Genomic DNA, 24,942 nt, shown 5'->3' with positions numbered 1-24,942 from the left:
AAAGACCCAGGCTTTAAAGGCTTTCCATAAAGCGGCAGGATTCCCCCAGGCTCGGGCGCACGATCTCGTCATCGCGCATGACCACCTGCCCACGGATAATGGTCGCCTTTGGCCAGCCGGTCACTTCCAGACCATCGAAGGGGGTCCAGCCGGAACGCGTGCGCATGTCGGCGTGGCGCAGCACACGCTTGTGGTTGAGATCGACCAGGGTCACGTCGCCGTCATAGCCCTCGGCCATGCGGCCCTTGCCGGCCACGCCGAAGACACGCTGTGCGCCGGCCGAGGTCAGATCAACCAGACGCTCCAGCGACATCCGGCCATGGGCGACATGGTTGAGCATCACCGGCAGCAGGGTCTGCACGCCCGGCATGCCCGATGGCGAGGCCGGATAGGGCTTGGCCTTTTCTTCCAGGGTGTGCGGCGCGTGATCCGAGCCCAAAACGTCGGCAATGCCGCCATTGATGCCGTGCCACAGGCCATCGACATGATACTGGTCGCGGATCGGCGGGTTCATCTGGGCCAGCCCCTTGAGGCGCTCGTAGGCCTCCGGAGCCACCAGGGTCAGGTGCTGCGGCGTAATCTCGACCGTGGCGATGTCCTTGTTTTCCGAAAGGAAATCGATCTCTTCCTTCGTCGTCACATGAAGCACGTGTATGCGCTTGCCGGCCTCGCGCGCCAGACGCACCAGACGGTGGGTCGACTGGATGGCCGACTGGGCGTCACGGACGAAATCGTGGCTCGTCCAGTCGCCTTCGCGCGCCAGCGGACGGCGCTCGGCCAGGCGGTATTCGTCCTCCGAGTGGAAGGTGGCGCGGCGATTGACATTGGCCAGCACCTGCGCCACGCCCTCGTCATCGGCGATCAGCAGGGTGCCGGTCGAGGCGCCCATGAACACCTTGACGCCACAGCAGCCCTTGATGCGCTCCAGTTCGCCCAGTTCGTGGACGTTTTCATGCGTGCCGCCGACATAGAAGGCATGGTCGCAGTGCATGCGGTGATGAGCGCGCTTCAGCTTGTCGGCAAAGGCTTCGGCATTGGTGGTGGTCGGGTTGGTGTTCGGCATTTCGAACACGGCCACGACCCCCCCCATGACAGCAGCCTGCGAGCCCGTTTCGAGGTCTTCCTTCCATTCCAGGCCCGGTTCGCGGAAGTGAACCTGGGTATCGATCACGCCCGGCATGGCCAGCAGGCCAGTGGCGTCGAAAATCTCGCCCGCCGAGGCTTGTGACAGATCGCCAAAGGCGGCGAACTTGCCACCGGTGATGCCGATATCGCCCTTGCCCCGCCCGGCGTGATTGATGATATCGGCATTGCGGATGATAAGGTCGAAATTGCGTGGCATAGCTGTTGTTCCTGAGAGTCGTTTGCGCCGGACACTAGACCTCGCCTCCCCTCACCGCAAGCGCGCACACTACGAAGTGAAGCGAAACTTCAGGGGCGTCAGTTCTCGTTAGCGCGCCATTTCTCTTTCAATGACCGCCGCCACATGGTCGATGGTCAGGTCGAGCATATGGCAGACGTTCAGCTTCAGTTTGGGGTCGGCCGTCTGGATATCCGCGAAGCTGCGCGGTCCGCGAATGGTCAGCACATTGTTGCCGATTGGCCCCTCCGCCTCGTCCGAGGGTCCGAACAAACCGAAGGCCGGAATACCCGCCGCCGCCGCAAGGTGCAGCCACAGCTCGTCATTACCGACGAAAAGCACGGCCTGCTTCAAAGCGGCATAGGCATTGAGTCCCGTTGCCTCGCCACTGATTTCCATGACCTGCGCGCGTGACGTAGCCAGGCGTAAGGCCTGCAGGGTATCGCGCTCGGCTTCGGAGCCGATGATCAGCAGACGGTGATTGGCAAAAGGCCCCTCCTCGCGCATCAGCCGGGTGGCCAGGACGGCGAAGCGTTCGGTCGGCCAGCGACGGCCGAGCCAGCCGGCGCCGGGGGCCATGGCGATCAGCGGCGCCGTTTCGCGGCCATTGTCGATCAGGCTGCGGACCTGAGCCTCCCGGCGCGGCGAGACTCGCAGAGTCGGCATGATTTCCAGCGGATCGAGCTTGAGCCTGACCGCGATCTGTTCAAGCACACCGGCGGAATCGTTCGGATTCAGCGTGAAGCGTGTCTTCGCCTTCATCATGCGCGAGATCAGGGTGGGGCCGATATCGACGCAAAGCCCCCACTGGCGACGGCTCAGTTCGCTGAGCCCGTGAAGCGACTTCAGTTTAAATAAGGCGCCGTCGAAGGCTTGTATCTCGTCGATCAAGTCGTCATCTTGGTAAAGCGCCGCTGCCTCCCGCGTCGTTGCCAGTGTCATACGGGCATGGGGGATTTCCGCTTTCAGGCGTGCGATCACACCGCTTAAGCCCAGGGCCTTCGCGGGTTCGCACAGAGCCAGCAACAGAATCGGAAATTCACCAGTCATACGCCATACTTAATTCCTGAGACGATCATAACAAGACCATCATGACCATTGCTGCCATTACCGCCCTTCCCCATCGCGGCCTGATCGCCGTTTCCGGCCCGGACTGGGCGCGGTTTCTCAAGGGGCTTTGCACCGCCTTTATCGACAGCATTGTCGAGGAAACGGCCGGGGGCGTGTTCCATAGACTACATTACGGGGCATTTTTGCGGCCCCAGGGCAAGATGATCTGTGACGTGCTGCTGCATGCGGCCGCTGCTGACGAAATCTGGCTGGATGTTCCGTTATCCGAGCGTGATGAACTGCTGGCCAAACTCAACATGTACAGGCTGCGCGCCAAGGTGACGATCACGGCGCTCGATCATCAGGTATATGTGGCATTCGGCAGCGATCTGCCGGAAGGCTTTATGGCCGACCCGCGATCTTCAATGATTGATTCATCATTTGGCTTTGCCTATGCACCCCATCCCGTCACCGCCACGCCCGATGACTGGCGCGCCTTCCGCTATGCCCACAGCCTCGCCGAGGCGGGCACGGACTTTGGCAAGGACGCGCTGTACGCCATCGACGCCAATCTCGACCTGCTGGACGCCATCGATTTTCACAAAGGCTGTTATGTCGGGCAAGAACTGACCTCGCGCATGAAGCGGCGTGGCCAGATCAAGAACCGCATACTGGGCTTCCGCTACGACGGCGCCACTCCCGAACCCGGCGCGGAAATTCTCAATATTGATAAACGGGCAGGCGAAGTGCTGGCGGCGATGCAAGGCGCTGGTTTAGCCCTGATGCGGATCGATCGGCGCGACGGCGAACTGACAACGGCGGATCAGCCCATCACCCTGAATATTCCGGCCTGGATAGCGCCCGTGCTGTCGGAAGCCACTACCGACTGACAGGACCTTACCCATGTGCGACAAGCCACGCTGCCACTGGCCAAAGACCGATCCGCTCTATTGCGCTTATCATGACGAGGAGTGGGGCGTACCGGAATACGATTCACGCGCCCTGTGGGAAAAGCTGGTGCTCGACGGGTTCCAGGCCGGGCTTTCATGGATCACCATCCTGCGCAAGCGCGACGCCCTCCGTTCGGCCTTTGCCGGTTTTGATCCGGAAAAGGTGGCGCGCTTCGATGACGCCGATATCGAGCGTCTGATGAATGATGCCGGCATCATCCGCTCGCGCGCCAAGATCGTCTCCGCCATCGACAGCGCCCGGATCACGCTCGATCTGCGCGACAAGGGCACGGACTTCAAAGACCTGATCTGGGCGATCCAGGATCACAAGCCGGTCACCAACCATTTCCGTCATGGCGAAGTGCCGGCGGAAACAAAAACGTCGCAGGAACTGGCTAAACTGCTGAAAAGCAAGGGCTACAAGTTCTGCGGCCCGGTTATCGTCTATGCCTTCATGCAGGCGGTCGGCATGGTGAATGACCACACGGTCGATTGTTTCCGCCATGCCGAGATTGCGGACATGGTGAAAACACGCTAGCCTGAATTACCACATAATACGGGGGACGATCATGGAACTGATGTTTCAACCGCTGAAGCGTTACGCCGATTTCAACGGCCGCGCACGCCGCAGGGAATTCTGGCTGTGGTTCCTGTTCCAGATAATTGTCAGCATTGTCTTCAACATCCTGAGATCTGTCATCGGTGAAACGGCTGAACTGCTCAACGGCCTCTTCTCCCTGGCCATCCTTATCCCCAGCATTGCCGTGGGCGTGCGCCGTTTCCACGATATCAACCGCACCGGCTGGTGGCTGCTCTTTCCCGCCGTTGTGTTCATCGTCGCCTTCGTGATCTTTATTTCCATCAATGGTGCGAGCTTCTTCAGCACCCTGGCTTCCTTTGCCAATGTCGGTCCCAACCCGACACCCGATCAGTCCATGGCCATGATGAAAGCCTTCGCCCCCATGTGGTGGGTGATTGCCGCCTGGTTCGCGGCCGCTTTGGTGACCTTCGTGTTCAATGTCATGGACGGCACGGCGGGCCCGAATCGCTTCGGCCCCGATCCGAAAGGGCGTGGCGGCGATACAAGCGTATTCTGATCGATATAAGGGGGTTTTCGATGTCAAATGTGCCTTTGATTTTTCAGCCGCTGGTCAAGTATGTCGACTTCCAGGGTCGGGCCCGGCGCTCCGAATTCTGGCTGTGGGTGCTGCTCCGCATCGTTGTTGGCATGGTGATGGGCACGGTGATAACCACTGTCATGTTCTCCGGCATGAACTTTCAGCACCCTGATCCATCGCAATTCATGGGCCGCTATTTCACCGTCATGCCCCTCCTCCAGATCGTGAATCTGGGCCTGCTGCTGCCCAGTATCGCCGTGGCCGTCCGCCGCCTGCATGATACTAATCGCAGCGGCTGGTGGTACATCATGCCGATCGTTGTCGCCATTGTCGGCGTAGTTCTGTTCTTCATTTTTGCCGGCACACAACTCTTTTCGGCCATCGGCACTGGCGAAGGCACCATGACCGATGCGCAAGGCATGAAACTGTTCTTCACGGTCATGGGCTCGATGTTCCTGTTCGTTTTCCTGCCGGTTCTGGTGGCGGAAATCGTCATGTTAGTCTTCTATGTTAGCGATGGCACGCCCGGCGCCAATCGCTTTGGCCCCGATCCGAAGGGTCGCGGCGTCATGGAGACGCCGGAAGTGATGTTTTAAAACCGGCTGAATCGGCGTATGGCTGCCGCATGGCTGATCTGAGTTTCGAATCCACCCTTGCCGGGCTTATCTGCGGCGTCGATGAAGCCGGGCGCGGTCCGTGCGCCGGTCCGCTGTGCGTGGCGGCCGTCATTCTCGATCCGGCCCGTATTCCCGAAGGTATCGACGATTCCAAGGCCCTGACCGAGAAACGCCGCTTCGAACTGGAGCCCTTGATCAAGCAGGCGGCCATCGGCTGGTCGGTAATCACCATGACGGTTGAGGAAATCGACACGCTCAACATTCTGGCCGCCACCATGGAGGGCATGAAGCGGGCCGTGGAAGCCTTAAGCCCCTGCGCCGATCACGCCCTGATCGATGGCAACCGTTGCCCCAAGCTGGCCATCCCCTCAACCCCGCTGGTCGGCGGTGATGCGCGCTCGCTGTCCATCGCCGCGGCCTCGATCCTGGCCAAGACCGCTCGCGACCGCATCATGATCGAAATGGACATCGTCTACCCGGTCTACGGCTTCAAAAAGCATAAGGGCTATCAGGCCGCCGGCCACCTGGAGGCCCTGCGTACTCATGGCCCCTCGCCGATCCACCGCACCAGCTGGGCGACCATCCGCGAACTGAGCTGGGGCGAAAGCGCCTGAACGGGGCCAAAAGTGAGTCCTGAAAGACTCACTTCAAAAAAAGCGAATCGCACGATTCGCAACTATGGTTAATTTAACCCGCCATTAACCGCAAAACGATTCTAGTCATTGGATTCAGGCACTTATGTGCCCGCTGACCTGCAAAAACAGGTCACGAAATACCCGTGTCAGAAGGATCTTCGTCTTGCGTAAATCGACCGCCCTCAAAACCGCTCTGTCCCTTTCGCAAGCGCCCCTCAAGCTCGACACCATCCATCTTGGTGAGTGCATCGAGGTGCTGAAGACCCTGCCCGACGCCTCGGTCGATCTCGTCTTCGCCGATCCGCCCTATAACCTCCAGCTCGGCGGCGACCTGCTGCGCCCGGACAATTCCAAGGTCGATGCCGTAGATGACGATTGGGACCAGTTCGCCAGCTTCGAGGCCTATGACAAGTTCACGCGCGAATGGATGCGCGAATGCCGCCGCGTGCTGAAGGACGACGGCGCCATCTGGGTCATCGGCTCCTACCACAACATCTTCCGCCTCGGCGTCGCCATGCAGGACCTCGGTTTCTGGGTGATGAACGATGTCATCTGGCGCAAGGCCAATCCGATGCCGAACTTCAAGGGCACGCGCTTCACCAATGCCCACGAAACCCTGATCTGGGCCACCAAGGCCAAGGGCCAGAAGCGCTACACCTTCAATTATGATGCCCTGAAGGCTTTCAACGAAGACACGCAGATGCGTTCGGACTGGTCGATTCCGCTCTGCACCGGCGATGAGCGCCTGAAGGATGAGAACGGCAACAAGGCCCACCCGACCCAGAAGCCGGAAGCCCTGCTTTACCGCGTCCTGCTGGCCTGCACCAAGCCCGGCCATGTCGTGCTCGATCCCTTCTTCGGCACCGGCACCACCGGTGCGGCCGCCAAGCGTCTGGGCCGCCATTTCATCGGTATCGAGCGCGAGGAAGCCTATCGCAAGGTGGCCAGCGAACGCATCGCACGCGTCATCCCGGCCACCGCCGAAGACCTGGCCGTCATGGGTTCCAAGAAGGCCGAGCCGCGCGTCCCCTTCGGCGCCGTGGTAGAGGCAGGCCTGCTGCAACCGGGCGATATTCTCTATACCCCCAAAGGCGACAAGACCGCCCGCGTCCGCGCTGACGGCTCTCTGGTCCATGGGGATCTGAGCGGTTCGATCCACAAGATGGGCGCCATGATGGAACAGGCCCCGGCCTGCAATGGCTGGACCTACTGGCGCTTCAAGACCGACGCCGGCCTCAAGCCGATCGACGACCTGCGCTCCCGCATCCGCGCCGACATGAACTAGGGGCAAGCCCCTAGGACCATAAGTTTTTAAAGCGCGGATGGCGACGTCCGCGCTTTTTTACGTGACAAAACCAAGGTTGCTGCCTACCTTGATTGCAACGGGGGGATGTCATGTCAAAGTCCACAAATTACCTGGCCGCCGGTCTGACAAAGACTCTGGCGACAGCTCTGGCTGCCATTCTTCTGGCCACCACACCGGCCGCACACGCCATGTCGAAGAACGCGGTCATCGAGGCGCAACAGGCCACCAAGATGGCGCGCATGCGAGTTCTGTTCCAGCAGGCCGTGAACAAGATCAACCAGGAAGATTATGAAGCGGCCGAAGAAGAATTCACCTTCATCATCAATGATGCCGATTTCACCCTACTGTCGCCGGAGCTGAAGTACGCCGTCTACGGCAATCTCGCGGCCGCACAATCGGAGCGCCAGAAATATGACGAGGCATACGCCAACCTTATGCAGATCGCCTCTGTCGCGCCGGATTTTCGTGACGAATATTACTGGTATCTTCTCTGGAAGGTCAGCACGCACCTGAAGAAATATGGCGATGCCATCGATGCGATGACGACTCTGGCTACGACCAGTCCGGAGGATATCAGCGGCTATTACGAACCCTACATTTACCAGACGGTGAACAACGCCAAGGATCTGCCGGATGGTGACGCCCGTCGCGAAAAAGCGCTTGAAGCCCTTTGGGCGGCTAAATACAAACCCGGCGGCTACTACTCTGCCGAAGGGCTGTGGTTCAGCCTGTTCAGGATCAAGGTCGCCAAGGGCGACACCGCCAGGGCAAAGGAACTTGCCCAAGCCTTCCAATTTCCGGCCACCTATATCAGCCTTCAAGTTGATAAGCGGTACCGCTCCTATGCCGAGGCCGATCCGGCGCACTTCAACCTGAAAAGCCTGATCGACAAGGCAGTGGAAGACAGCCGCGCTCGCTCCCAGGCTCATCCGCGCGAACTGGAAGGTATCAACGCGCTGATATTCGATCTGATGGACGCCAATCGCCTGTCCGAAGCGCTGGCCCTAGCCGATGATACCCTGGCGCGCGCGACCGCGGCCCCCGCCAACAAGCCGGCCTTCGATGACATGGATGATCAGTGGCACTGGTTCCTCAACACACGCACCCGTGTTCTGGAAAAGCTGGGGCGCTATGCCGAAAGCGAGGCTTCGCAGATCCAGTCCCGCGATGAATCCCTGGCGAAGAATGACGACGTCGTCAGCCAGAGGATCAATCTCGGCGCTTTCTACTACGAACAGGGCCGCCCCCAGGAGGCGCTGGAACAGGTAAAGGGCATAGTTGCAAAGGACTCAAGTCCTTACGGTCTCATGGCCGCCGAGGAAGTCCGGGCCTGCGCCTATGCTCAGCTCAATGACCAGGCCAATCTGACCAAATCGCTTGAGTATATCCGTGCCCATGCCAAGGATGGCTATGGCCCGGCGCGAGCGGCCCTGCTGTGCACCGGTGATGTCGACGGACTGGCGACGCTCACCATCAGGCGGCTTGACGATCCCGAAGACCGCAACGATGCGCTGCAGACCCTGCAAAATTACCGGCCTGAGCCTTATCAGACCGCCATTGAAAAGCAGATGAACCAGGTGGCCGCCGCCGTGGTCGCGCGTGAGGACGTAAAGGCCGCCGTGGCGCGTTACGGCTATATCGATAGCTACGATTTCCCTTCGCCCTATAATTAACCTGGCAGGTTAAACCGGTTGTTCCTCTCGGCCGCCGGTGTTACCGTCCCGTATCTGCTGTTTTCTGCTGCTGTTTATGGGGGCGACCGTGAAAAGCAGACTGGTCAGTGCGGTAATCCTTGCGGCGGCCATGCCGTCCCTGGCCATGGCCCAGCCGGCCGATGGTAATCAGAGCCTGCACATCCTGCTGGTGTCTTTCTTCTTCGTGCCCGTCATCTATTTCGTGCCGGCCATTATCGCCGGCAGCAAGGATCACCCGCAGCCGGGCGCTGTCTTCTGGCTCAACCTCCTGCTGGGCTGGACCCTGGTCGGCTGGTGCGTGTCCTTGCTTTGGGCGCTCGAAAAAGGCCGGCCAAGGACCAGCGCCCCGCTGTAATTGCCCTTACCGCATCGAGCACGGATAGTTGGCGACCATTGCCAGCCAGCGGATCATCAGGCTTAAGACGTCTGCGAAACCATGGGACAAGATATGCATCGTAACCTCCACTCTCTTATTTTCTGAGTGTCAGTTTACCGCAGAAACTCCCGCCACGCCACATTTGACATTAATGTCAATAAAATGTGATTTCAGGCCTTAGCCAAACAGATCGCGCGAAACCGGTGCCGTGCTGAGCTTCAGGGCCTTGGCAAAGACGGTCGGCAAGGCTTTTTCAGCCAGAGGCATAAGCTGGAACCGGTTGTTCTGGCGCAGGAAATCACTCATCGCTTCATCCGAAAGCTGTGCGGACCAGACCTCTTGTGTCAGAGCGAAATGGGTGAAGACATGCTCGTAGCCCCCCAACGTCTCGAAGGCGGCGGATAAGGGCGGCGTCACTTCCTCAACCCGATAAGGCTCTGAGCGCCACTCGGTGTGCGGCAGGCCCAGCATGCCGCCAAGCAATCCCTTCTCGGCCCGGCGCTCGACCACCACGCTGTCGCCAGCCCGCATTACAAATACCACGCCATACCGGCGCGGCTTGGGCGCCTTGGCCAGCTTGACCGGAAAGCGTTCCTGTTCGCCGCGTGCCCGCGCCATACAGGCCGAAGCCAGTGGGCATTCTGCGCACACAGGAGATTTCGGTCGGCAAATCAGGGTCGCCATGTCCATCAGCGCCTGCGGCCAGTCACCGGCGCGATCCTCGGCCACCCATTGCCCCGCCGCTTCGCGCACCTGGGGTCTGGCGGCCGGCATGGGCGTTTCGATGGCATAGAGCCGCGTCATGATGCGTTCGATATTGCCATCGACCACATTGGCCGCCTGGCCGAAGGCAATCGCCGCCACCGCCGCCGAAGTATAGGGCCCGAAACCCGGCAGTTTCAGCAACTCCGCCTCGTCCGCCGGGAAGATGCCGCCATGTTCGCGCATCACGGTGCGGGCGCATTCCAGCAGCTTGCGGGCGCGGGCGTAATAGCCGAGCCCCGCCCATTCGGCCATCACCCGGCCATCCTCGGCGGCGGCCAGATCTCGCACGGTGGGCCAGAGCGTCAGGAATTTTTCATAATAGGGTGCGGCGTGCGGCACGGTCGTCTGCTGGAGCATGACTTCCGATAGCCAGACGCGATACGGATCACGCGCGCCTTGCCTCCAGGGCAACTTGCGGCCATGGGCATCGTACCAGGCCAGCAGACCGTCTCTTAAGTGCCAAATCTTTTTCTGTGACAAGACAACGGCCTTGTCCTTCAGTATAATTCCGCTCATGAAACGTCAGTTGCCATCCCTCGAAGAGTCCCTGCACATCCTGCGCACCACGCGGACAAAGCGCATGCCCAAGGCGCCACCGCCGATTACCCGACAGGTGCAGCCGCTGGTGAAGAGCCTGCAGGCGCGGTTTGAGCAGATGGATGACGGGTCTGGCAAGCTTAAAAACCGCTGGCCGGAGATCGTCGGCGAAAGCCTGGCCAAGCTGTGCGAGCCCGTCCGCATCATCAAGGGCCGCACGCACGGCGCCGGCGCGCTGGAAATCCGCGTCATGGGCGCCTATGCGCCGCTGGTCCAGCACCAGTCGGCCACGCTGATCGACCGGATCAACCTGTTCCTTGGGGCCAGAACTATAGATCGCCTGCGCCTGATCCAGGGTCCGCTGACCCAGACAGCGAAAAAACCGCCGGCGCCCCCAAAGCCCAAGCCGCTTTCGGCGCAGGAGGAACTGGCACTCCAGCAATCCTTGAGCGACGTTGCGGACGAGAAGTTGAAAAAGTCGCTGCTCCAGCTTGGCCGCTCCATTCTGAAGCATGAAAAGTCACGGCTTTAGGACAAAATACAAATGCCATATTTACAGCGCAATGGAACGCTTTAAAAAGGCACGGACTTTCGGGGACGACTCTCCCTTATCTAAAACCATCTTCGGGGCTGAAATATGCAAAATCCTGTCGGCAAAACCCTCCGCCTGATCGGCGTCGCCGCGGCCATGGGCCTGGCCCTGCTGGCCGCCGGCTGCAGCAAGAGCAATTCGAGCGCCACGGTCGCGCCGGATGAAATGTCGATGGGTCCGGCCGATGCCAAGATCACGGTCATCGAATACGCCTCGGTCGCCTGCCCGATCTGTGCCCACGTCAATGAAAGCGTCATGCCGCAGTTCAAGGCAAAATATATCGACACCGGCAAGGTGCGCTATGTCTACCGTCCGATGATGACCGGCAATCCGGCCGTCGCCGCCGCCGGCCACCTGCTGGCCGAATGCGCCGGCAAGGACAAGTATTTCAACGTTGTCGACCAGGTCATGCGTTCGCAAGGCGCCATGGGCGGCGAAGAAACCGGCTATGCCAATGCCCGTCCTGTTCTTTTCAGCATCGGTCAGGCGCTCGGCATGTCGGAGACCGACTTCAACAAGTGCATCACCGATGAAAAGGGCCTGGCCCGCCTGAACGACCTGAACCAGAAGTACCTGACCAAGGACGGCATCAACGGCACCCCGACCTTCCTGATCAACGGCAAGAAGTACGACCGCATCCCACAGACCATCCAGGACTTCGACGAAGCCCTGAAGCCCTATCTTGGCAAATAAGGAACCGCCATGACCTCCAGACGGATTTTCCTGACCTTCACTGCCGCCGCTTTGATGCTGGCCGGCTGCGGTAAGTCGATCAAGCCGGTCGAAGGCGATATGAGCCTCGGCGCCGGTGAAAACGCCAAGATCACCCTGATTGAATATGCCTCGGTGACCTGCGCCCACTGCGCCGAATTCAACAAGGACGTCATGCCCGAACTGATGGCCAAGTACATCACGCCCGGTAAGATTCGCTATGTCTATCGCGAATTCCTCACAGCACCGCAGGATGTTTCGGCGGCCGGCATCCTGCTGGCGCGCTGCTCCGGCAAGGAAAACTACTTCAAGGTCATCGACCAGATCATGAAGGCCCAGGGCGAGATGTTCGGCGACGGCACCACCACCAATGCCCTGCCGGTGCTCAAGCGCATCGGCGCATCGGTCGGCATCAAGGACAAGGCCTTCGATGACTGCATCACCGACGAAAAGGGCCTGGCGCGCATCCAGGACAATGTCGATAAGTACATGAAGGAAGACGATGTCACCGGCACGCCGACCTTCTACATCAATGGCAAGAAGTTCGAACGCAAAACCGGCACGATCGCCGATTTCGACGAAGCCTTCGCCCCTCTGCTGGCAGGTAAGTAAAACATGATCCGGCGTATCGCGGCTGTTGTCCTCACCTCGTTCCTGATCGCCGCGCCCCTGGCCCAGGCGGCGGACCTCTCCCCCGCCCTGACCAAGATTGCGCCCACCGACCACGTCCTGGGCAGCGCCTCGGCGCCGGTCACGATCATCGAATACGGTTCGGTCGCCTGCCCGGCCTGCGCCTCGTTCAACGAGTCGGTCTTTCCGCAACTCAAGGCGAAATATATCGATACCGGCCAGGTGCGCTATGTCTTTCGCCCCATGCTGACCGGCGTGCCGGTGATCGCCGTGGCCGGCACGCGCATGGCTGAATGCGCCGGCAACGACAAGTATTTCGCCGTGGTCGATGCCGTGATGCGCGGCCAGAAGGAATATTACGCCTGGGGTGAAAGCAATATCATCGCCCAGCCGATCCTGGTGAAGATCGCTGCCTCCTTCGGCCTGTCGGAAGCCGCCTATAACACCTGCGCCAGCGACGCGGCGGGCCTTAGCCGCCTGCAGGCTGCCCATAAGGCCGCCCTCGATGCCGGTGTTCGCGCCACGCCGACCCTCTATGTCAATGGCAAGGCGGTGGAACAGCACGATCTCGATAGCGTGGAAGCGGCCATCAAGGCAGCGAAGTAAGCTCATCCACAGGAATTAATCCTGTCCCAAGCAAAGTTTCTTGACGCCCGCCGTTCTGGTATGAAGGTGGATGAATCGACTTTTTGTCGCTCAGGTGCCGCGAGGCTCCTCGCATCAGCTCGGGCGCAGGGTCATGCTTGCCGGTTTCCAAAATGGAAACCGGACTCCAACAAACCTTTGGGCCGTCCTTGCACTTTCAGAAGATCAAGCTTTCGGGGTTCAAGTCCTTTGTCGATGCGACCGAGTTTCGCATCGATCCGGGCCTGACCGGCATTGTCGGGCCGAATGGCTGCGGCAAGTCGAACCTGCTTGAGGCTCTGCGCTGGGTCATGGGCGCCACTTCCGCCAAGGCGATGCGCGGCTCGGGCATGGATGACGTCATCTTCGCCGGCTCGGACAAGCGCCCGTCGCGCAACTGGGCCGAAGTGACGCTTACCATCGACAATTCCGAACGCCTGGCGCCCCAGCCCTTTACCGATCAGCCGGTGCTAGATGTCGCCCGCCGCATCGATCGCGGCGCCGGCTCTTCCTACAAGATCAACGGCAAGGAAGTGCGTGCCCGCGATGTGCAACTGCTTTTTGCCGATGCCTCCACCGGCGCCAATTCGCCGGCCCTGGTCCGTCAGGGCCAGATTTCGGAACTGATCGCCGCCAAGCCACAGAACCGCCGCCGCGTGCTGGAAGAGGCCGGCGGGGTTTCCGGCCTGCACACCCGCCGTCACGAAGCCGAGTTGCGCCTTTCGGCCGCCGAATCGAACCTGTCGCGCCTCGATGACATCGCTCGCGAACTGGACTCGGCCCTCTCCCGCCTGAAACGCGAAGCCCGGCAGGCCGACAAGTACAAGAAGATTTCCGCCGAAATCCGCGCCCTGCAGAAGGCCATCCTGCACGCCAAGTGGCTGGAGGTGCGTGCTCTGCTCGAGGGCGCGGTCAGCGACATGCAGGCACAGAGCCAGCGCGTAGAGACCACTACCCGCGCCGCGGCCGTGGCCCAGACCGTAGCCCTCAAGGCTGCCGAAGCCATCGCGCCCCTGCGTGAAGAAGAGGCGGTCGCGGCCACGGTCAATCACCGGCTCAATATCGAGAAGGAACGCCTCGACCTGGAGGAAAAGCAGGTTGCCAGCGAGATCGAGCGCCTGAAAGGCGACATCGCGCGCCTGCGCGGCGATTTCCAGCGCGAAGTCGATCTGTCGTCCGATGGCTCGATGCAGGTCGAACGCCTGCAGTCGGGTCTGGCGCGTGTGCAGGAAGAGATCGCCAATGCGCCTTCACGCGAACCCGAGTTGAAACACGCCGTCGAGGCCGCCGAGGCCGGGCGCGTCAAGGCCGATCAGGCCATCGAAGCCATTGCCGCCGAACAGGCGGCGCAGGTGGAACGCCAGCGGCTGGAGGCCTCGCGTCTCGGTGAGGCGAAATCGCGCTTCGATCGCCTGAGCCAGCAACTGCAAACGGCGGAGAACGACCGCAAGGCGCTGGGCGCATTCGATTATGGCGCGCTGGACGGGCTCAAATCCCAGGCCGCTACCGCCCAGAGCGATCTGGAAGCCGCCCGCAAGGCCGCCGAGGAACTGGAAACGGCCCGTCCGGCGCTGGCAAATGCCGAAGCGCAGGCGCGCAAGGCCCTGCGTGAGATCGAAGACCAGTTGGGCCGCCTCACCGCCGAGGCGCGCGGCCTGTCGCAGATCCTGACCAGCGTGCGCAAGGAAGGCGCGCCCGTGCTCGATGCCGTGCGCCCCGACAAGGGATATGAACTCGCTCTGGCCGCCGCCCTGGGTGACGACCTCAATCTCAGCCTGTCGAAAAAGGCCGTGCAGACCGCGCTCGCCTTCTGGAGCGAAGATTTCGAGAGCCAGGCCAAGAGCATAGACATGGCCGCGCTTGGCGTCACGCCGCTCAGCGCCTATGTGAAGGCGCCGGCCGCCCTGACCTTGCGTCTGTCTACCATCGGCGTAGTGACGCAAGGAGATGGCGACCGTCTGCAGGGACAATTGCCCATCGGCGCGCGACTGGTCTCGAAGGAAGGCGATCTGTGGCGCTGGGATGGCCTGATCGTCCGCGCCAAGGCGCCCAAGCCTGCCGCCGTCCGGCTGGCCCAGCGCACGCGCCACGACGAACTCGAAACCGAGATCGACGGTCTGAAGCCCAGGCTGGAAGAGTCGCGCAAGGCGCAGACCGCCGCCGCCGAAGCCCAGCGCAGCCATGAAGACAGTCTGCGCCAGGCCCGCAATCGCCTGCCCGATATGGAACGCACCCTGCGCACCCGTCAGGCTGATCTGGATGCCCGCCAGCGCGCACAGACCCAGTTCGAGGCCCGCCTGGAATCGCTTGAGGCCACCCTCACACGCCTGACCGCCGAACACGCCGAAGCCAAAACGGCTTATGATGCCCTGCTGGCCAGCCAGTCGGCCGCACTCGATACCGACACCATGAAGGCGCGCCTGGGCGATGCCCGTGCCTTGGCCGACAGCCACCGTCAGGCCGTGATGCGCGCCCGCGCCGATCTCGATCAGGATGCCCGCGACCGTCAGGCCCGCGAAGCCCGTGAGCGCACCCTGACCCGCGAACTGACCGACTGGAGCCGCCGCACCAGCGACTCCGCCGCCCGCCTGCTCAAACTGGAAAAGGATCAGACGACGGCACAGGGCGCGCTGGAAGCCGCGCAATCGGCGCCTCGCGAATTCGAGAGCAAGCGCATCGGCCTGATCGATTCGCTGCAGACCGCCGAGAAACGCCTGAACGAGGCGCGTGAAAAACTGAATCTGGCCGAATCAACCCGCCGCGACGCCGATATCGATGTCCGCGCCCGCGAGCAGGAAGCCTCCGCTGCCCGCGAGGAACGCGCCGGCGCGGCCGCGCGCCTCGAAGCCATCCAGGGCAAGGCGGCCGAGATCGAGGCCGTCATCCTCGATCAGACGCAAGGCACACCCGACGAACTGGGCCGCCGCCTGAAGGAAGAAGCCATCGCCACCCCGGCCGATGCCTCCGGCGCCGAATCCCTGCTGTCCGGTCTGGAGCGCGAGCGCGACCAGCTGGGCGCGGTCAACCTGCGCGCCGAAGAAGAGGCCACCGAATACGAAAGCCGGCTGGATACGCTTTCCAAGGAGCGCGCCGACCTGATCACCGCCATCGCCAAGCTGCGCGACGGTATCGATGAGCTGAACGCCGAGGGCCGCGAGCGCCTGCTGGCCGCCTTCGAGATCATCAACGAGCACTTCAAGACCCTGTTCGTCACCCTGTTCGATGGCGGTTCGGCCGAGCTGCGCCTGGTCGAATCGGACGATCCGCTGGAAGCCGGTCTGGAAATCTACGCCTGCCCGCCAGGTAAGCGCCTCTCGACCATGAGCCTGATGTCCGGCGGCGAGCAGGCCCTGACCGCCACGGCCCTGATCTTCGGCGTCTTCCTCGCCAATCCGGCGCCGGTCTGCGTGCTGGACGAAGTCGATGCCCCGCTCGATGACGCGAACGTGGACCGTTATTGCCGTTTGCTGGCCGAGATGCGCGAACGCACCAAGACGCGCTTCATCGCCATCACCCACAATCCGGTCACCATGTCGCGCATGAACCGCCTGTTCGGCGTCACCATGAGCGAGCGCGGTGTATCGCAGCTGGTCAGCGTCGATCTGTCGCAAGCAGAGGCCTTAGTGGCAGAACATGTGGCCTAAGCCACATGTTCTGCCACTAAGGCTTTTTTAGTAAGAGGATACGCGCAAACGTGCGCGGCGGGCGGTCGCCCTTGCCAAATTTCACTAAGAAATTTGGAAATCTGAGATTTGCCTGGCGACCAGTCATTTATGAAAGGCACTTATTAGTTATAAGCGCTGCGGTATAAACCGTTCCGCTATATTATCATGCGGCATTCTAACCTTTCTGCGCCGCAAAAAATGATCTTGAAAAAGCGCTGACAGCGTTGTTTTCTATTTTATTTCAAACAACTCCACTTTGTGCCGCGCAATTGCTTGACCTTTCAGTGGCACTTGAGTAGGTTCCGCGCCGTTCTTAGCCGGAATAGCGATCCCTGTTATTCCGCCTGCCAGGTGCTGAACGTGACAGATGAACCACCCGATAGGTCCTCGGATCAAGACGAACTCAACGATCTTGACAAGCGGCTCAAGGCGATCGAAGCGCGTAAGCGCAAGACGCATGATGTCAGCGGCGAGGTGGGCGCCAATCAGGGCTATCAGGCTCTGGGCGAACTGATCGGTGGCATCGGTGGCGGTCTGGGCCTGGGCTGGCTGAGTGATCAGTACCTGCATACGCGGCCCTTCGGGGTGATCATCGGCGCTATCCTGGGCATGATTGTGGCGGTCTATGCGATCGTCCGGTCGAGCCGGAACGGATAGAAGAACGTTTTGAAATTCGCCCATATGGGCAAGACATTGTCTAAAGAGGTTTTGGGGCTTATGGCCGATCCGTTACACCAGTTTAAGATCGAAAAGATCGTCGAACTCCCCACGTTCAACATCGGCGGCCTGCCGGTCGATCTGTCCATCACCAATTCCGTCATGGCCATGCTGATTGCTGTCGGCCTGACCTGCCTCTTCTTTTTCCTGACCACCGCCCGCGCCAGCATCATCCCCGGCCGCGGCCAGGTCATGGCCGAGGGTATCTTCGGCCTGATCGACGACATGGCGGATTCGATCATCGGTCACGACGGCCGTCAGTTCCTGCCTTACGTCCTGACCCTGTTCCTCTTCATCCTGAGCTGTAACCTGCTCGGCATGTTCACCTATTTCACCGCCACCTCGCAGATCGCCGTCACCCTGTCGCTCGCCGCCATGACCATCCTGCTGGTGATCGCCGTCGGCGTGATCCGCCATGGGCTGGGCTTCTTCAAGATGTTCGTGCCGTCGGGCGTGCCCTGGTACATCCTGCTGGTGCTGGTGCCGATCGAAGTCATCGCCTTCATCATGCGCCCCGTCACCCTGACGCTCCGGTTGTTCGGCAACATGCTGGGCGGTCACATCGTCATGAAGGTCTTCGCCGGCTTCATCATCACCGGCATCGCCATGAGCGGCCTGGGCTACGCGATCGGCTTCCTGTCGCTCTCCACCATCGTGGCGCTGACAACCCTCGAATTCCTGGTCGCCTACCTGCAAGCCTTCGTGTTCGCGGTTCTGACCTGCGTTTATCTCAGTGACGTGGTCAATATCGGCCACCACTAGGTTCCTCTTTTATCAATCTGTCCCTTTTCCAAACTCGGAGTTAACACCCAATGGACGCTCAATCAGCAACCCTCATCGCCGGCGGCCTCAAGTACATCGGTGCCGGCCTGGCCACCCTCGGCATGATCGGTGCCGGTATCGGCCTCGGCATCCTGTTCGGCAACTACTATGTCGGCGCCCTGCGTAACCCTTCGGCTGCCAAGACCCAGCAAACCAACCTCTTCATCGGCATGGCGCTGACCGAAGCCCTCGGCATCTTCGCCTTCGTTATCGCGCTGCTGATCCTCTTCAACGCCCCGAGCCTGTAATCTGAAGACTTGCTTCCGGCGTGAGCGACCCTTGCGCCGGTCACAGGTTTTTCAACACAGGTAAAAGTTCAAGACATGACAACCGCTACCTCACCTGAGGCCCCCATTTCTGCAGACGACGCCTCCGGCGCTTCGTTCTCGGCGACGCCGAGCGTGACCACGGTTGCCACCCTGGTGCCGGGTCAGGCTGTTGCCGAAAGCCAGCTTCCGTCTCATGACGCGCAAGGCCATGACGTTTCGGCGACCACCGAAACGGTCGGCGCCGAAGGTCATCATGAGGCCAAAGAAGGCGGCCTGCCGCAGCTGGACACCACCCAGTGGGCCGGTCAGATGCTCTGGCTCGTGGTCATCTTCGCCATCTTCCTCGTGCTGATGGCGAAGGTCTTCGTGCCGCGCCTGCGCAAGGTCATCGATACCCGCGGCGCCACCATCGCCGAAGACCTGGCCAATGCCCGCGCCAACCGCGACGAGGCCGAGGCCCAGGCCAAGCAGGCCGCTGCCGAAACCGCCGAAGCCCACGCCACTGCGCGCAAGCTGGCGGCCGAAGCCCTGGCCCGCTCCAATGCCGAAATCGCCGCCGCCACCGCCGCGGAAGATGAAAAGCTTGGCAAGCGCCTCGGTGAAGCCGAAGCCCGCATCCGCTCGCAACGCGACGAGGCCATGGGCCATGTCAGCGACATCGCGCAGGAAACGGCCTCGCTTCTGGTCGAAAAGCTGACGGGCAAGGCCGCCACGGCCGCCGCCCTCAAGTCCGCGCTGGGAAAGGTCTAAGCCATGGAAATGTTGCAAGAAGCGGAATTCTGGGTCCGCGTTGCCCTCGGCGTCTTCTTCCTGATCCTGATCTTCGCCGGCGTGCCGGGCAAGCTCTGGAAGTCGTGGGGCGCCACGGGTGAAGCCGTCCGTGCCGAACTCGATGAAGCCGTACGCATCCGCCAGGAAGCGACCGACCTGCTCAACTCGATCAAGGCCCAGCGCCTGGCGTCCGAGCAGAAGGCCCGCGAACTGATCGCCTATGCCGAGGAAGAAGCCGCCCGCCTGGCCGCTGAAGCCCGCGTCAAGCTGGAAGAGACGATCAAGCGCCGCGAGGAACTGGCCGAACGCAAGATCGCCCAGGCCGAAGCCAACGCCGCTGCCGACGTCAAGTCCGCCGCCGCCGATCTGGCTGCGCAGCTGGCCGAGCAGGTCCTGCTCGATCAGGTCGCCAAGGCCAAGACCGACGCCCATGCGGACAAGGCCATCGGCCAGCTCGAAGGCCGCTTTAACTAGGGTGCGAAGCCCCCTGGCCCCCATAACTCGGTAGCGTTTACTATTCGGTCGGGGTTCTAAAATTAAAGGCCCGGTGTTTTTACACCGGGCCTTTTCCATTATGCTGACGGCATGACCGCGCCGATTCCGATTCTTTTCAGCGATGACGACCTGCATCCCTTTATTGGCGAGCAGGTTGGCATCGGCGTGAACCGGACGGTGTACCGCCATAACGGGCGCGACGATGTGGTCATCAAGGTGCAGAACCGCCTGCCCTGCCGCGCCAACTTCACCGAATGGCTTCTATGGAACCAGATGCACGGCCAACCCGCCCTGCGCGCCCTCTTCGCCCGCGTATGGGGCCTGAGCGACAGCGGGCGCTATCTGGTCATGGAACGCCTGCTGTCGCTTGACGAGCGCCCCCTGCCCCCCTTCCCGGCCTTTGTAATCGATCGCAAGCGCGAGAACTACGGTCTCTCTGTTGACGGCTTGATCAAATGCCTGGACTACGGCGATATCAGTCTGTCGGATACCCTGGTCAAGGCGGATCTAATCTGACCGGACAGCTCAGGCGCGACGGGCACCGGCGTTGCCCCACATGGATATTGCCCAGATGATCAGCCCAAGCATCAGAACGTAAGTGGCCTCGATGACCGACGGGAACACGACGATGAAACGCACAGGCTTCACCATCTGATAAGCAATGTAAGAATTGAGGCCGTTATATGCAGCGCCTAAAACGCCACACACCAGGGCGGTAATGCCCATGGCAGAGAGCAAGCCAGACCGCGGCCCACCATTGAACCGGCGTATAAAGGCCGTGATGGCCGCCACTAAGCCGGCAACCAGCATGATCATCACCAGAAATTTGACCACTATGGTCAGGCCGCCGAATACATCCCACGGCTTGGCCATCATTAATGTACGAATATAAGGTTGCATTTTCCCCTCCCCATTTGTCGCGTCTGACACGACAGAAACGAGGTTAACACGGAAAGCGCAAAGCGCAAAAAAGCCCTCCGGCGAAACCGGAGGGCTTTTCAAATTCACTTGCTCTGCCTAGACCGTGCGCGGCTTGCGGAGAAATCGGCGGCGGATACCGACCAGCTGCCCCCTCCCGCGCAGGACCATGCGCTCGAACTTGAGCACCTGCTGCCAGAAGACCGAGGCGACCTGCGGATTACGGCGCAGCAGCTTGCGCAGCGGCATGATCCAGTTGGGGTGACGGCGCTTGAGATGGACGAACTGGCGGCGTGCCCAATAGGCATTACGCAGAATCAGAATCAGGCCGACGACCACCAGGAAATAGTGACCTGGCACGATGATCAGCAGGAAGCCGGCCGCCAGGCAGACGAAACCGAGCGCGATCATCAGCCAGCCAAGCACCTTCTTCGAGAAGCGCTTCGCCGCGCGCTTGACCGAGCGCGCTTTCGCCTTCCAGTCCCGGCGGGCGCTGGAATGAGTGGCAACCAAGGCTTTTTCGGGCGCGGACGCGCCGCTTTCACTCGACATTGTACTTACCTGAATGCTCTCGCATCCCACCAGAATTTTGCATCGCAATATAGCGTTGTTGGCCTCATATGGAGAGGCAATACGGCAATGTAAAGGCTCGTGCTGAATATCCGGTGAATGTGGATAAAAATTAATTCGCCCTCAAGTGACCCCAAAGTAACCCAAGGGAAAACCAAGCCCTACATTACGGCCTTTCGACAACCGTAAACCCTATATAGGCAAGGAAATGTCAGGATGCGATGCGGCGTCCGACCGCAGCTTATCACTTAATATGACAGCACTTTGCGCGGCCTGTGAACCTGTGAATTATCAGGCTTCGGACGTGGCCGCCGGTTACGGAGAATCATCTTCAGATCATGGCGGAAACGATAGAGCATCCGGCGGTTCTTGGGCAGCACACGGCGTTCCAGCCGCAGGGCCTGAAGCCAGAGCATGGCCACCACCTTGGCGCCGGGCCGCAGCATGGCGCGCAAGGGCTTGAGAAGCTTCGGATGGCGCTTCACCAGCCGCATGAACAAACGCTTCACCCACATTGAACTGCGCAACAGGATGATCAGACCCAGCAAAATCACAGGGACGCCGAACGGCCCCGGCAGCGGCGTAATCACCACCCCCACAGCCATCAGTACAAGGCCCAATACAGTCATCAGCAGTTTGAAGAACACCGTCATGATATGAAGATGGGATGGACCTCATCGGAAGTCCATCCCATCTTCGCCTGTGGCGCGATAAAAAAGTGGTTAGCCAGCTCTTAGGTATAAGAGAGGCGCGGCGCACGGGCGGCGCGGGTCTCGTCCAGACGCTTTGCCGGCGCCAGGTAAGGGGCGCCCTTGAAGCGGGCCACATCGCCGGCCTTCGCCGCTTCGGCCAGGGCGCGCAGTACGGCGATAAAGCCGTCCAGCTCGTCCTTGGACTCGGTTTCCGTCGGCTCAATCAGCATGGCGCCGTGGACGACCAGCGGGAAGTACATGGTCATCGGGTGGAAGCCCTCGTCGATCATCGCCTTGGCGAAATCGAGCGTGGTCACGCCGGTGCCTTCCAGCCAGGCGTCGTCGAACAGGGCTTCGTGCATGCACGGCCCTTCCGGGAACGGCACGCTCATCAGATCCTGCAGGCTGGCCTTGATATAGTTGGCATTGAGCACGGCGTCCTCTGCGACCTGCTTGAGGCCGTCTGAACCATGGCTCAGCATATAGGTCAGGGCGCGGATGAACATGCCCATCTGGCCGTGGAAGGCGCACATGCGGCCGAAGTTCGCCGCCGAGCTGGCTTCATCGTGTTCCAGCATATCAAAGCCATTGGCACCGGCCACGACCCAGGGCTTGGGCGCATACGCGGCCAGCGCTTCAGACAGCACCACCGGACCGGCGCCCGGACCGCCGCCGCCGTGCGGCGTTGAGAAGGTTTTGTGCAGGTTGATATGCATGGCGTCAACGCCGAGATCACCCGGACGGACGCGGCCGACGATGGCGTTGAAGTTGGCGCCGTCGCAGTAGAAATAGGCGCCGGCCTCATGGGTGACACGGGCGATCTCAACGATGTCGCGCTCGAACAGGCCGCAGGTATTGGGGTTGGTCACCATGATGGCGGCGATATCCGGACCGAGCTTGGCGGTCAGGTCGGCAACATCGACGCGACCGTCTGCGGTCTGGGCCACTTCCTTGACCGTGTAGCCGACGAAGGCTGCGGTGGCGGGGTTGGTGCCGTGGGCCGAGGTCGGCACCAGGACAGTGCGGCGATGGCCTTCGCCCTTGGCCTCGTGCGCCGCCTTGATGGCCAGCAGGCCGCACAGTTCGCCATGAGCGCCCGCTTTGGGCGTAATGGCGACGGCGGGCATGCCGGTCAGGACCTTCAGCCAGTGGCTGAGCGTATCCATCAGGGCCAGCGCGCCCTGCACGGTCGAGACCGGCTGGAGCGGGTGGATATCGCCGAGACCAGCCACACGCGCCATCTTCTCGTTGAGGCGCGGATTGTGCTTCATGGTGCAGGAACCGAGCGGATAGAGCGCCAGGTCGATAGCGTGGTTCTTCTGCGACAGGCGCACATAGTGGCGCATGGCTTCCGGCTCGGTCAGGCCAGGCAGCGACAGGTCGTCACGCAGCAGGCCATCGAGATCCGAGGCGTCGATGACGACATCGGCGAAATCGACGCCGGTACGGCTGTAATCGTCCTTCTCGAAGATCAGCTTTTCGGATTGCAGCAGGCCCTTACCGCCGAGCAGGGTCTTGAACGAGGTGGCTTCAACCGTAATTTCGGGGGCCGAGGGACGACCGACAGAGTTCATGCTCATTGGGCGACCTCCTTAAGCGTGGCGACAAGGGTAGCGATATCGGCATCCGAGACGGTTTCGGTAACCGCAACGATCAGGTGGTTCTCGAAGCCTGGCGCGTTTTGCAGGCGGGCGAACGGCACGCCACCGAGGACGTTCTTCGCCGCCAGGGCTTCCACGACCGCGATAGCCGGCTTGGCCAGCTTCACCGTGAATTCATTGAAGAAACGCGGAGTGACCACTTCGAAACCGGCAGCCACCAGTTGGTCCTTGGCGTCGTGCGCCTTGGCGTAATTAATCTTGGCGACGCGCTTCAGGCCGGTCTGGCCCAGCAGGCTCATGTGGATGCTGAAGGCCAGGGCGCAAAGGCCGGAATTGGTGCAGATATTCGAGGTCGCCTTATCGCGGCGGATATGCTGCTCGCGGGTGGAAAGAGTCAGCACGAAGCCGCGCTCGCCATCGGCATCGACGGTCTCGCCGCACAGACGGCCAGGCAACTGGCGCAGATACTTTTCCTTGGCGGCGAAAAGACCGACATAGGGACCGCCGTAGGAAAGCGGCACACCAATCGACTGGCCTTCGACGGCCACGACATCGGCGCCCATTTCACCGGGCGATTTCAGCAGGCCAAGCGACATGGCCTCGGTAACGACCACGATCAGCAGGGCGCCGGCGGCCTGGGCGGCCTCGGCGATCTTGGTGACGTCCGTGGCCGTGCCGAAGACGTTCGGGGTCTGGACGACGACGCAGGCGGTGTTGGCGTCGATATGTTGCAGCACATCGGCTTCGTTATCGACGGCGACGGCACAGGCTTCGGTTTCGATGCCAACCGCATGAGCAAGCGTCTCGACCGTTTCGCGGTAGTGCGGGTGCAGGCCGCCGGAGAGCACGGCCTTGTTGCGCTTGGTGACGCGGGTGGCCATCAGCACGCCTTCGGCCGCGGCGGTCGAACCGTCATAGAGCGAGGCGTTGGCCACCGGCATGCCGGTCAGGCGGGCCACCTGGGACTGGAATTCGAACAGGACCTGGAGCGTGCCCTGCGCGATTTCCGGCTGGTAGGGCGTATAGCTGGTCAGGAATTCCGAGCGCTGGATGATGTGGTCCACGGTCGCCGGGATATGGTGGCGATAGGCACCGGCGCCGACAAAGAACGGCACCTTGGCCGGCGACACGTTCTGCGCGGCGAAGGCGTTCAGTTGCGCCTCGACTTCCAGTTCACCGGCAAAGGCTGGCAGGTCGACCGTGCCCGAACGGCGCGCCGATTCCGGCACATCGACAAACAGGGCATCGACGCTATCAACGCCGATCTTTTCCAGCATGGCGGCGCGATCGCCGGTGCTTAAGGGGAGATATCTCATTTTACAATCCTACCAACGGCGTTACTCGCCTAGCAGAACTCCCCCTGATTTCAGGGGGAGGTGGCCTGAAAGGCCGGAGGGGGTTAAACCGGCGCCGCAGCAAGTTGGCAGTTGGGAATTTAACCCCACCCGCCCTTCGGG

27 protein-coding genes are annotated in these 24,942 nt (G+C 61.3%); 19 read left to right on the top strand and 8 right to left on the bottom strand.

What is annotated here, in order from left to right:
• Positions 1-13 precede the first annotated feature (13 nt).
• Positions 14-1,342 carry a dihydroorotase gene (locus QM647_RS06790; RefSeq protein ID WP_414994750.1) on the bottom strand — a complete coding sequence of 443 codons (1,329 nt, stop codon included), beginning with the start codon at positions 1,340-1,342 and terminating at the stop codon, positions 14-16.
• Between the two features lie 108 nt (positions 1,343-1,450).
• Complete coding sequence (locus QM647_RS06785; RefSeq protein WP_414994749.1) at positions 1,451-2,410, bottom strand: glycosyltransferase family 9 protein; 960 nt, start codon at positions 2,408-2,410, stop codon at positions 1,451-1,453.
• A 41-nt stretch (positions 2,411-2,451) separates the two neighbouring features.
• Between QM647_RS06785 and QM647_RS06780 the strand changes: the two genes are divergently transcribed.
• The 8 genes from QM647_RS06780 to QM647_RS06745 all read left to right on the top strand — a co-directional run bounded on the left by QM647_RS06780 (position 2,452) and on the right by QM647_RS06745 (position 9,085).
• Complete coding sequence (locus QM647_RS06780) at positions 2,452-3,300, top strand: YgfZ/GcvT domain-containing protein (protein WP_414994748.1); 849 nt, start codon at positions 2,452-2,454, stop codon at positions 3,298-3,300.
• Positions 3,301-3,313: 13 nt separating this feature from the next.
• Entirely contained in the window at positions 3,314-3,898 is a 585-nt protein-coding gene (locus tag QM647_RS06775) for a DNA-3-methyladenine glycosylase I (RefSeq protein WP_414994747.1), read from the top strand.
• Positions 3,899-3,929: 31 nt separating this feature from the next.
• Entirely contained in the window at positions 3,930-4,457 is a 528-nt protein-coding gene (locus tag QM647_RS06770) for a DUF805 domain-containing protein (RefSeq protein WP_414994746.1), read from the top strand.
• Between the two features lie 20 nt (positions 4,458-4,477).
• Complete coding sequence (locus tag QM647_RS06765; protein ID WP_414994745.1) at positions 4,478-5,074, top strand: DUF805 domain-containing protein; 597 nt, start codon at positions 4,478-4,480, stop codon at positions 5,072-5,074.
• Between the two features lie 29 nt (positions 5,075-5,103).
• Positions 5,104-5,709, top strand: a complete 606-nt coding sequence (locus QM647_RS06760) for a ribonuclease HII (protein ID WP_414994744.1) — start codon at positions 5,104-5,106, stop codon at positions 5,707-5,709.
• A 184-nt stretch (positions 5,710-5,893) separates the two neighbouring features.
• On the top strand, positions 5,894-7,015 hold the full coding sequence (locus QM647_RS06755) for a site-specific DNA-methyltransferase (protein WP_414994743.1): 1,122 nt from the start codon (positions 5,894-5,896) through the stop codon (positions 7,013-7,015).
• 110 nt (positions 7,016-7,125) lie between these two features.
• Entirely contained in the window at positions 7,126-8,709 is a 1,584-nt protein-coding gene (locus QM647_RS06750; RefSeq protein WP_414994742.1) for a hypothetical protein, read from the top strand.
• Between the two features lie 88 nt (positions 8,710-8,797).
• Positions 8,798-9,085, top strand: coding sequence for a superinfection immunity protein (locus QM647_RS06745; RefSeq protein ID WP_414994741.1), 288 nt, complete (start codon positions 8,798-8,800; stop codon positions 9,083-9,085).
• Between the two features lie 198 nt (positions 9,086-9,283).
• Here the strand turns inward: QM647_RS06745 and QM647_RS06740 are convergent, their stop codons facing one another.
• Positions 9,284-10,387 (bottom strand): A/G-specific adenine glycosylase, encoded by a 1,104-nt coding sequence (locus QM647_RS06740; RefSeq protein ID WP_414994740.1) that lies wholly within the window; start codon positions 10,385-10,387, stop codon positions 9,284-9,286.
• On the opposite strand from QM647_RS06740, the gene QM647_RS06735 reads away from it, so the two are divergent.
• From QM647_RS06735 to QM647_RS06685, 11 genes are all read left to right on the top strand, one after another.
• Entirely contained in the window at positions 10,386-10,940 is a 555-nt protein-coding gene (locus QM647_RS06735) for a DUF721 domain-containing protein (RefSeq protein ID WP_414994739.1), read from the top strand. The genes QM647_RS06740 and QM647_RS06735 overlap by 2 nt on opposite strands.
• A 105-nt stretch (positions 10,941-11,045) precedes the next feature.
• Positions 11,046-11,693, top strand: coding sequence for a thioredoxin domain-containing protein (locus QM647_RS06730; protein WP_414994738.1), 648 nt, complete (start codon positions 11,046-11,048; stop codon positions 11,691-11,693).
• Between the two features lie 9 nt (positions 11,694-11,702).
• Complete coding sequence (locus QM647_RS06725; protein ID WP_414994737.1) at positions 11,703-12,323, top strand: thioredoxin domain-containing protein; 621 nt, start codon at positions 11,703-11,705, stop codon at positions 12,321-12,323.
• 3 nt (positions 12,324-12,326) lie between these two features.
• Positions 12,327-12,947 carry a thioredoxin domain-containing protein gene (locus QM647_RS06720; protein ID WP_414994736.1) on the top strand — a complete coding sequence of 207 codons (621 nt, stop codon included), beginning with the start codon at positions 12,327-12,329 and terminating at the stop codon, positions 12,945-12,947.
• Positions 12,948-13,135: 188 nt separating this feature from the next.
• Positions 13,136-16,609: a chromosome segregation protein SMC gene (gene smc / locus QM647_RS06715; RefSeq protein WP_414995215.1), complete on the top strand. Its 3,474-nt coding sequence runs from the start codon at positions 13,136-13,138 to the stop codon at positions 16,607-16,609.
• 381 nt (positions 16,610-16,990) lie between these two features.
• The gene (locus QM647_RS06710) at positions 16,991-17,287 is read left to right on the top strand and encodes an AtpZ/AtpI family protein (protein ID WP_414994735.1); all 297 of its coding nucleotides are present in this window, start codon (positions 16,991-16,993) and stop codon (positions 17,285-17,287) included.
• Between the two features lie 60 nt (positions 17,288-17,347).
• Positions 17,348-18,109, top strand: coding sequence for a F0F1 ATP synthase subunit A (locus QM647_RS06705; RefSeq protein ID WP_414994734.1), 762 nt, complete (start codon positions 17,348-17,350; stop codon positions 18,107-18,109).
• Between the two features lie 50 nt (positions 18,110-18,159).
• The gene (locus QM647_RS06700; protein WP_414994733.1) at positions 18,160-18,417 is read left to right on the top strand and encodes a F0F1 ATP synthase subunit C; all 258 of its coding nucleotides are present in this window, start codon (positions 18,160-18,162) and stop codon (positions 18,415-18,417) included.
• A gap of 75 nt (positions 18,418-18,492) precedes the next feature.
• Positions 18,493-19,188, top strand: a complete 696-nt coding sequence (locus QM647_RS06695) for a hypothetical protein (RefSeq protein ID WP_414994732.1) — start codon at positions 18,493-18,495, stop codon at positions 19,186-19,188.
• 3 nt (positions 19,189-19,191) lie between these two features.
• Positions 19,192-19,683 (top strand): ATP F0F1 synthase subunit B, encoded by a 492-nt coding sequence (locus tag QM647_RS06690; protein ID WP_414994731.1) that lies wholly within the window; start codon positions 19,192-19,194, stop codon positions 19,681-19,683.
• A gap of 111 nt (positions 19,684-19,794) precedes the next feature.
• Positions 19,795-20,220, top strand: a complete 426-nt coding sequence (locus QM647_RS06685; protein ID WP_414994730.1) for a hypothetical protein — start codon at positions 19,795-19,797, stop codon at positions 20,218-20,220.
• A gap of 9 nt (positions 20,221-20,229) precedes the next feature.
• Here QM647_RS06685 and QM647_RS06680 read toward each other — a convergent pair whose 3' ends face one another.
• The 5 genes from QM647_RS06680 to gcvPA all read right to left on the bottom strand — a co-directional run bounded on the left by QM647_RS06680 (position 20,230) and on the right by gcvPA (position 24,801).
• Positions 20,230-20,604, bottom strand: a complete 375-nt coding sequence (locus QM647_RS06680; protein ID WP_414994729.1) for a hypothetical protein — start codon at positions 20,602-20,604, stop codon at positions 20,230-20,232.
• Between the two features lie 117 nt (positions 20,605-20,721).
• A complete protein-coding gene (locus QM647_RS06675; RefSeq protein WP_414994728.1) occupies positions 20,722-21,174 on the bottom strand; it encodes a hypothetical protein in 453 nt (150 codons plus the stop codon).
• 266 nt (positions 21,175-21,440) lie between these two features.
• Positions 21,441-21,845 (bottom strand): PGPGW domain-containing protein, encoded by a 405-nt coding sequence (locus QM647_RS06670; RefSeq protein ID WP_414994727.1) that lies wholly within the window; start codon positions 21,843-21,845, stop codon positions 21,441-21,443.
• An 80-nt stretch (positions 21,846-21,925) separates the two neighbouring features.
• Complete coding sequence (gene gcvPB / locus QM647_RS06665) at positions 21,926-23,464, bottom strand: aminomethyl-transferring glycine dehydrogenase subunit GcvPB (protein WP_414994726.1); 1,539 nt, start codon at positions 23,462-23,464, stop codon at positions 21,926-21,928.
• A complete protein-coding gene (gcvPA, locus tag QM647_RS06660; RefSeq protein ID WP_414994725.1) occupies positions 23,461-24,801 on the bottom strand; it encodes an aminomethyl-transferring glycine dehydrogenase subunit GcvPA in 1,341 nt (446 codons plus the stop codon). The genes gcvPB and gcvPA overlap by 4 nt, the downstream gene beginning before the upstream one ends.
• Positions 24,802-24,942: the final 141 nt, after the last annotated feature.

Source organism: Asticcacaulis sp., from assembly GCF_047605585.1.
In the GTDB taxonomy this organism is placed as follows: Bacteria; Pseudomonadota; Alphaproteobacteria; order Caulobacterales; family Caulobacteraceae; genus Asticcacaulis.
The sequence above is the reverse complement of the archived record's forward strand: the minus strand, read 5'-3'. Positions and strand labels throughout refer to the sequence as shown.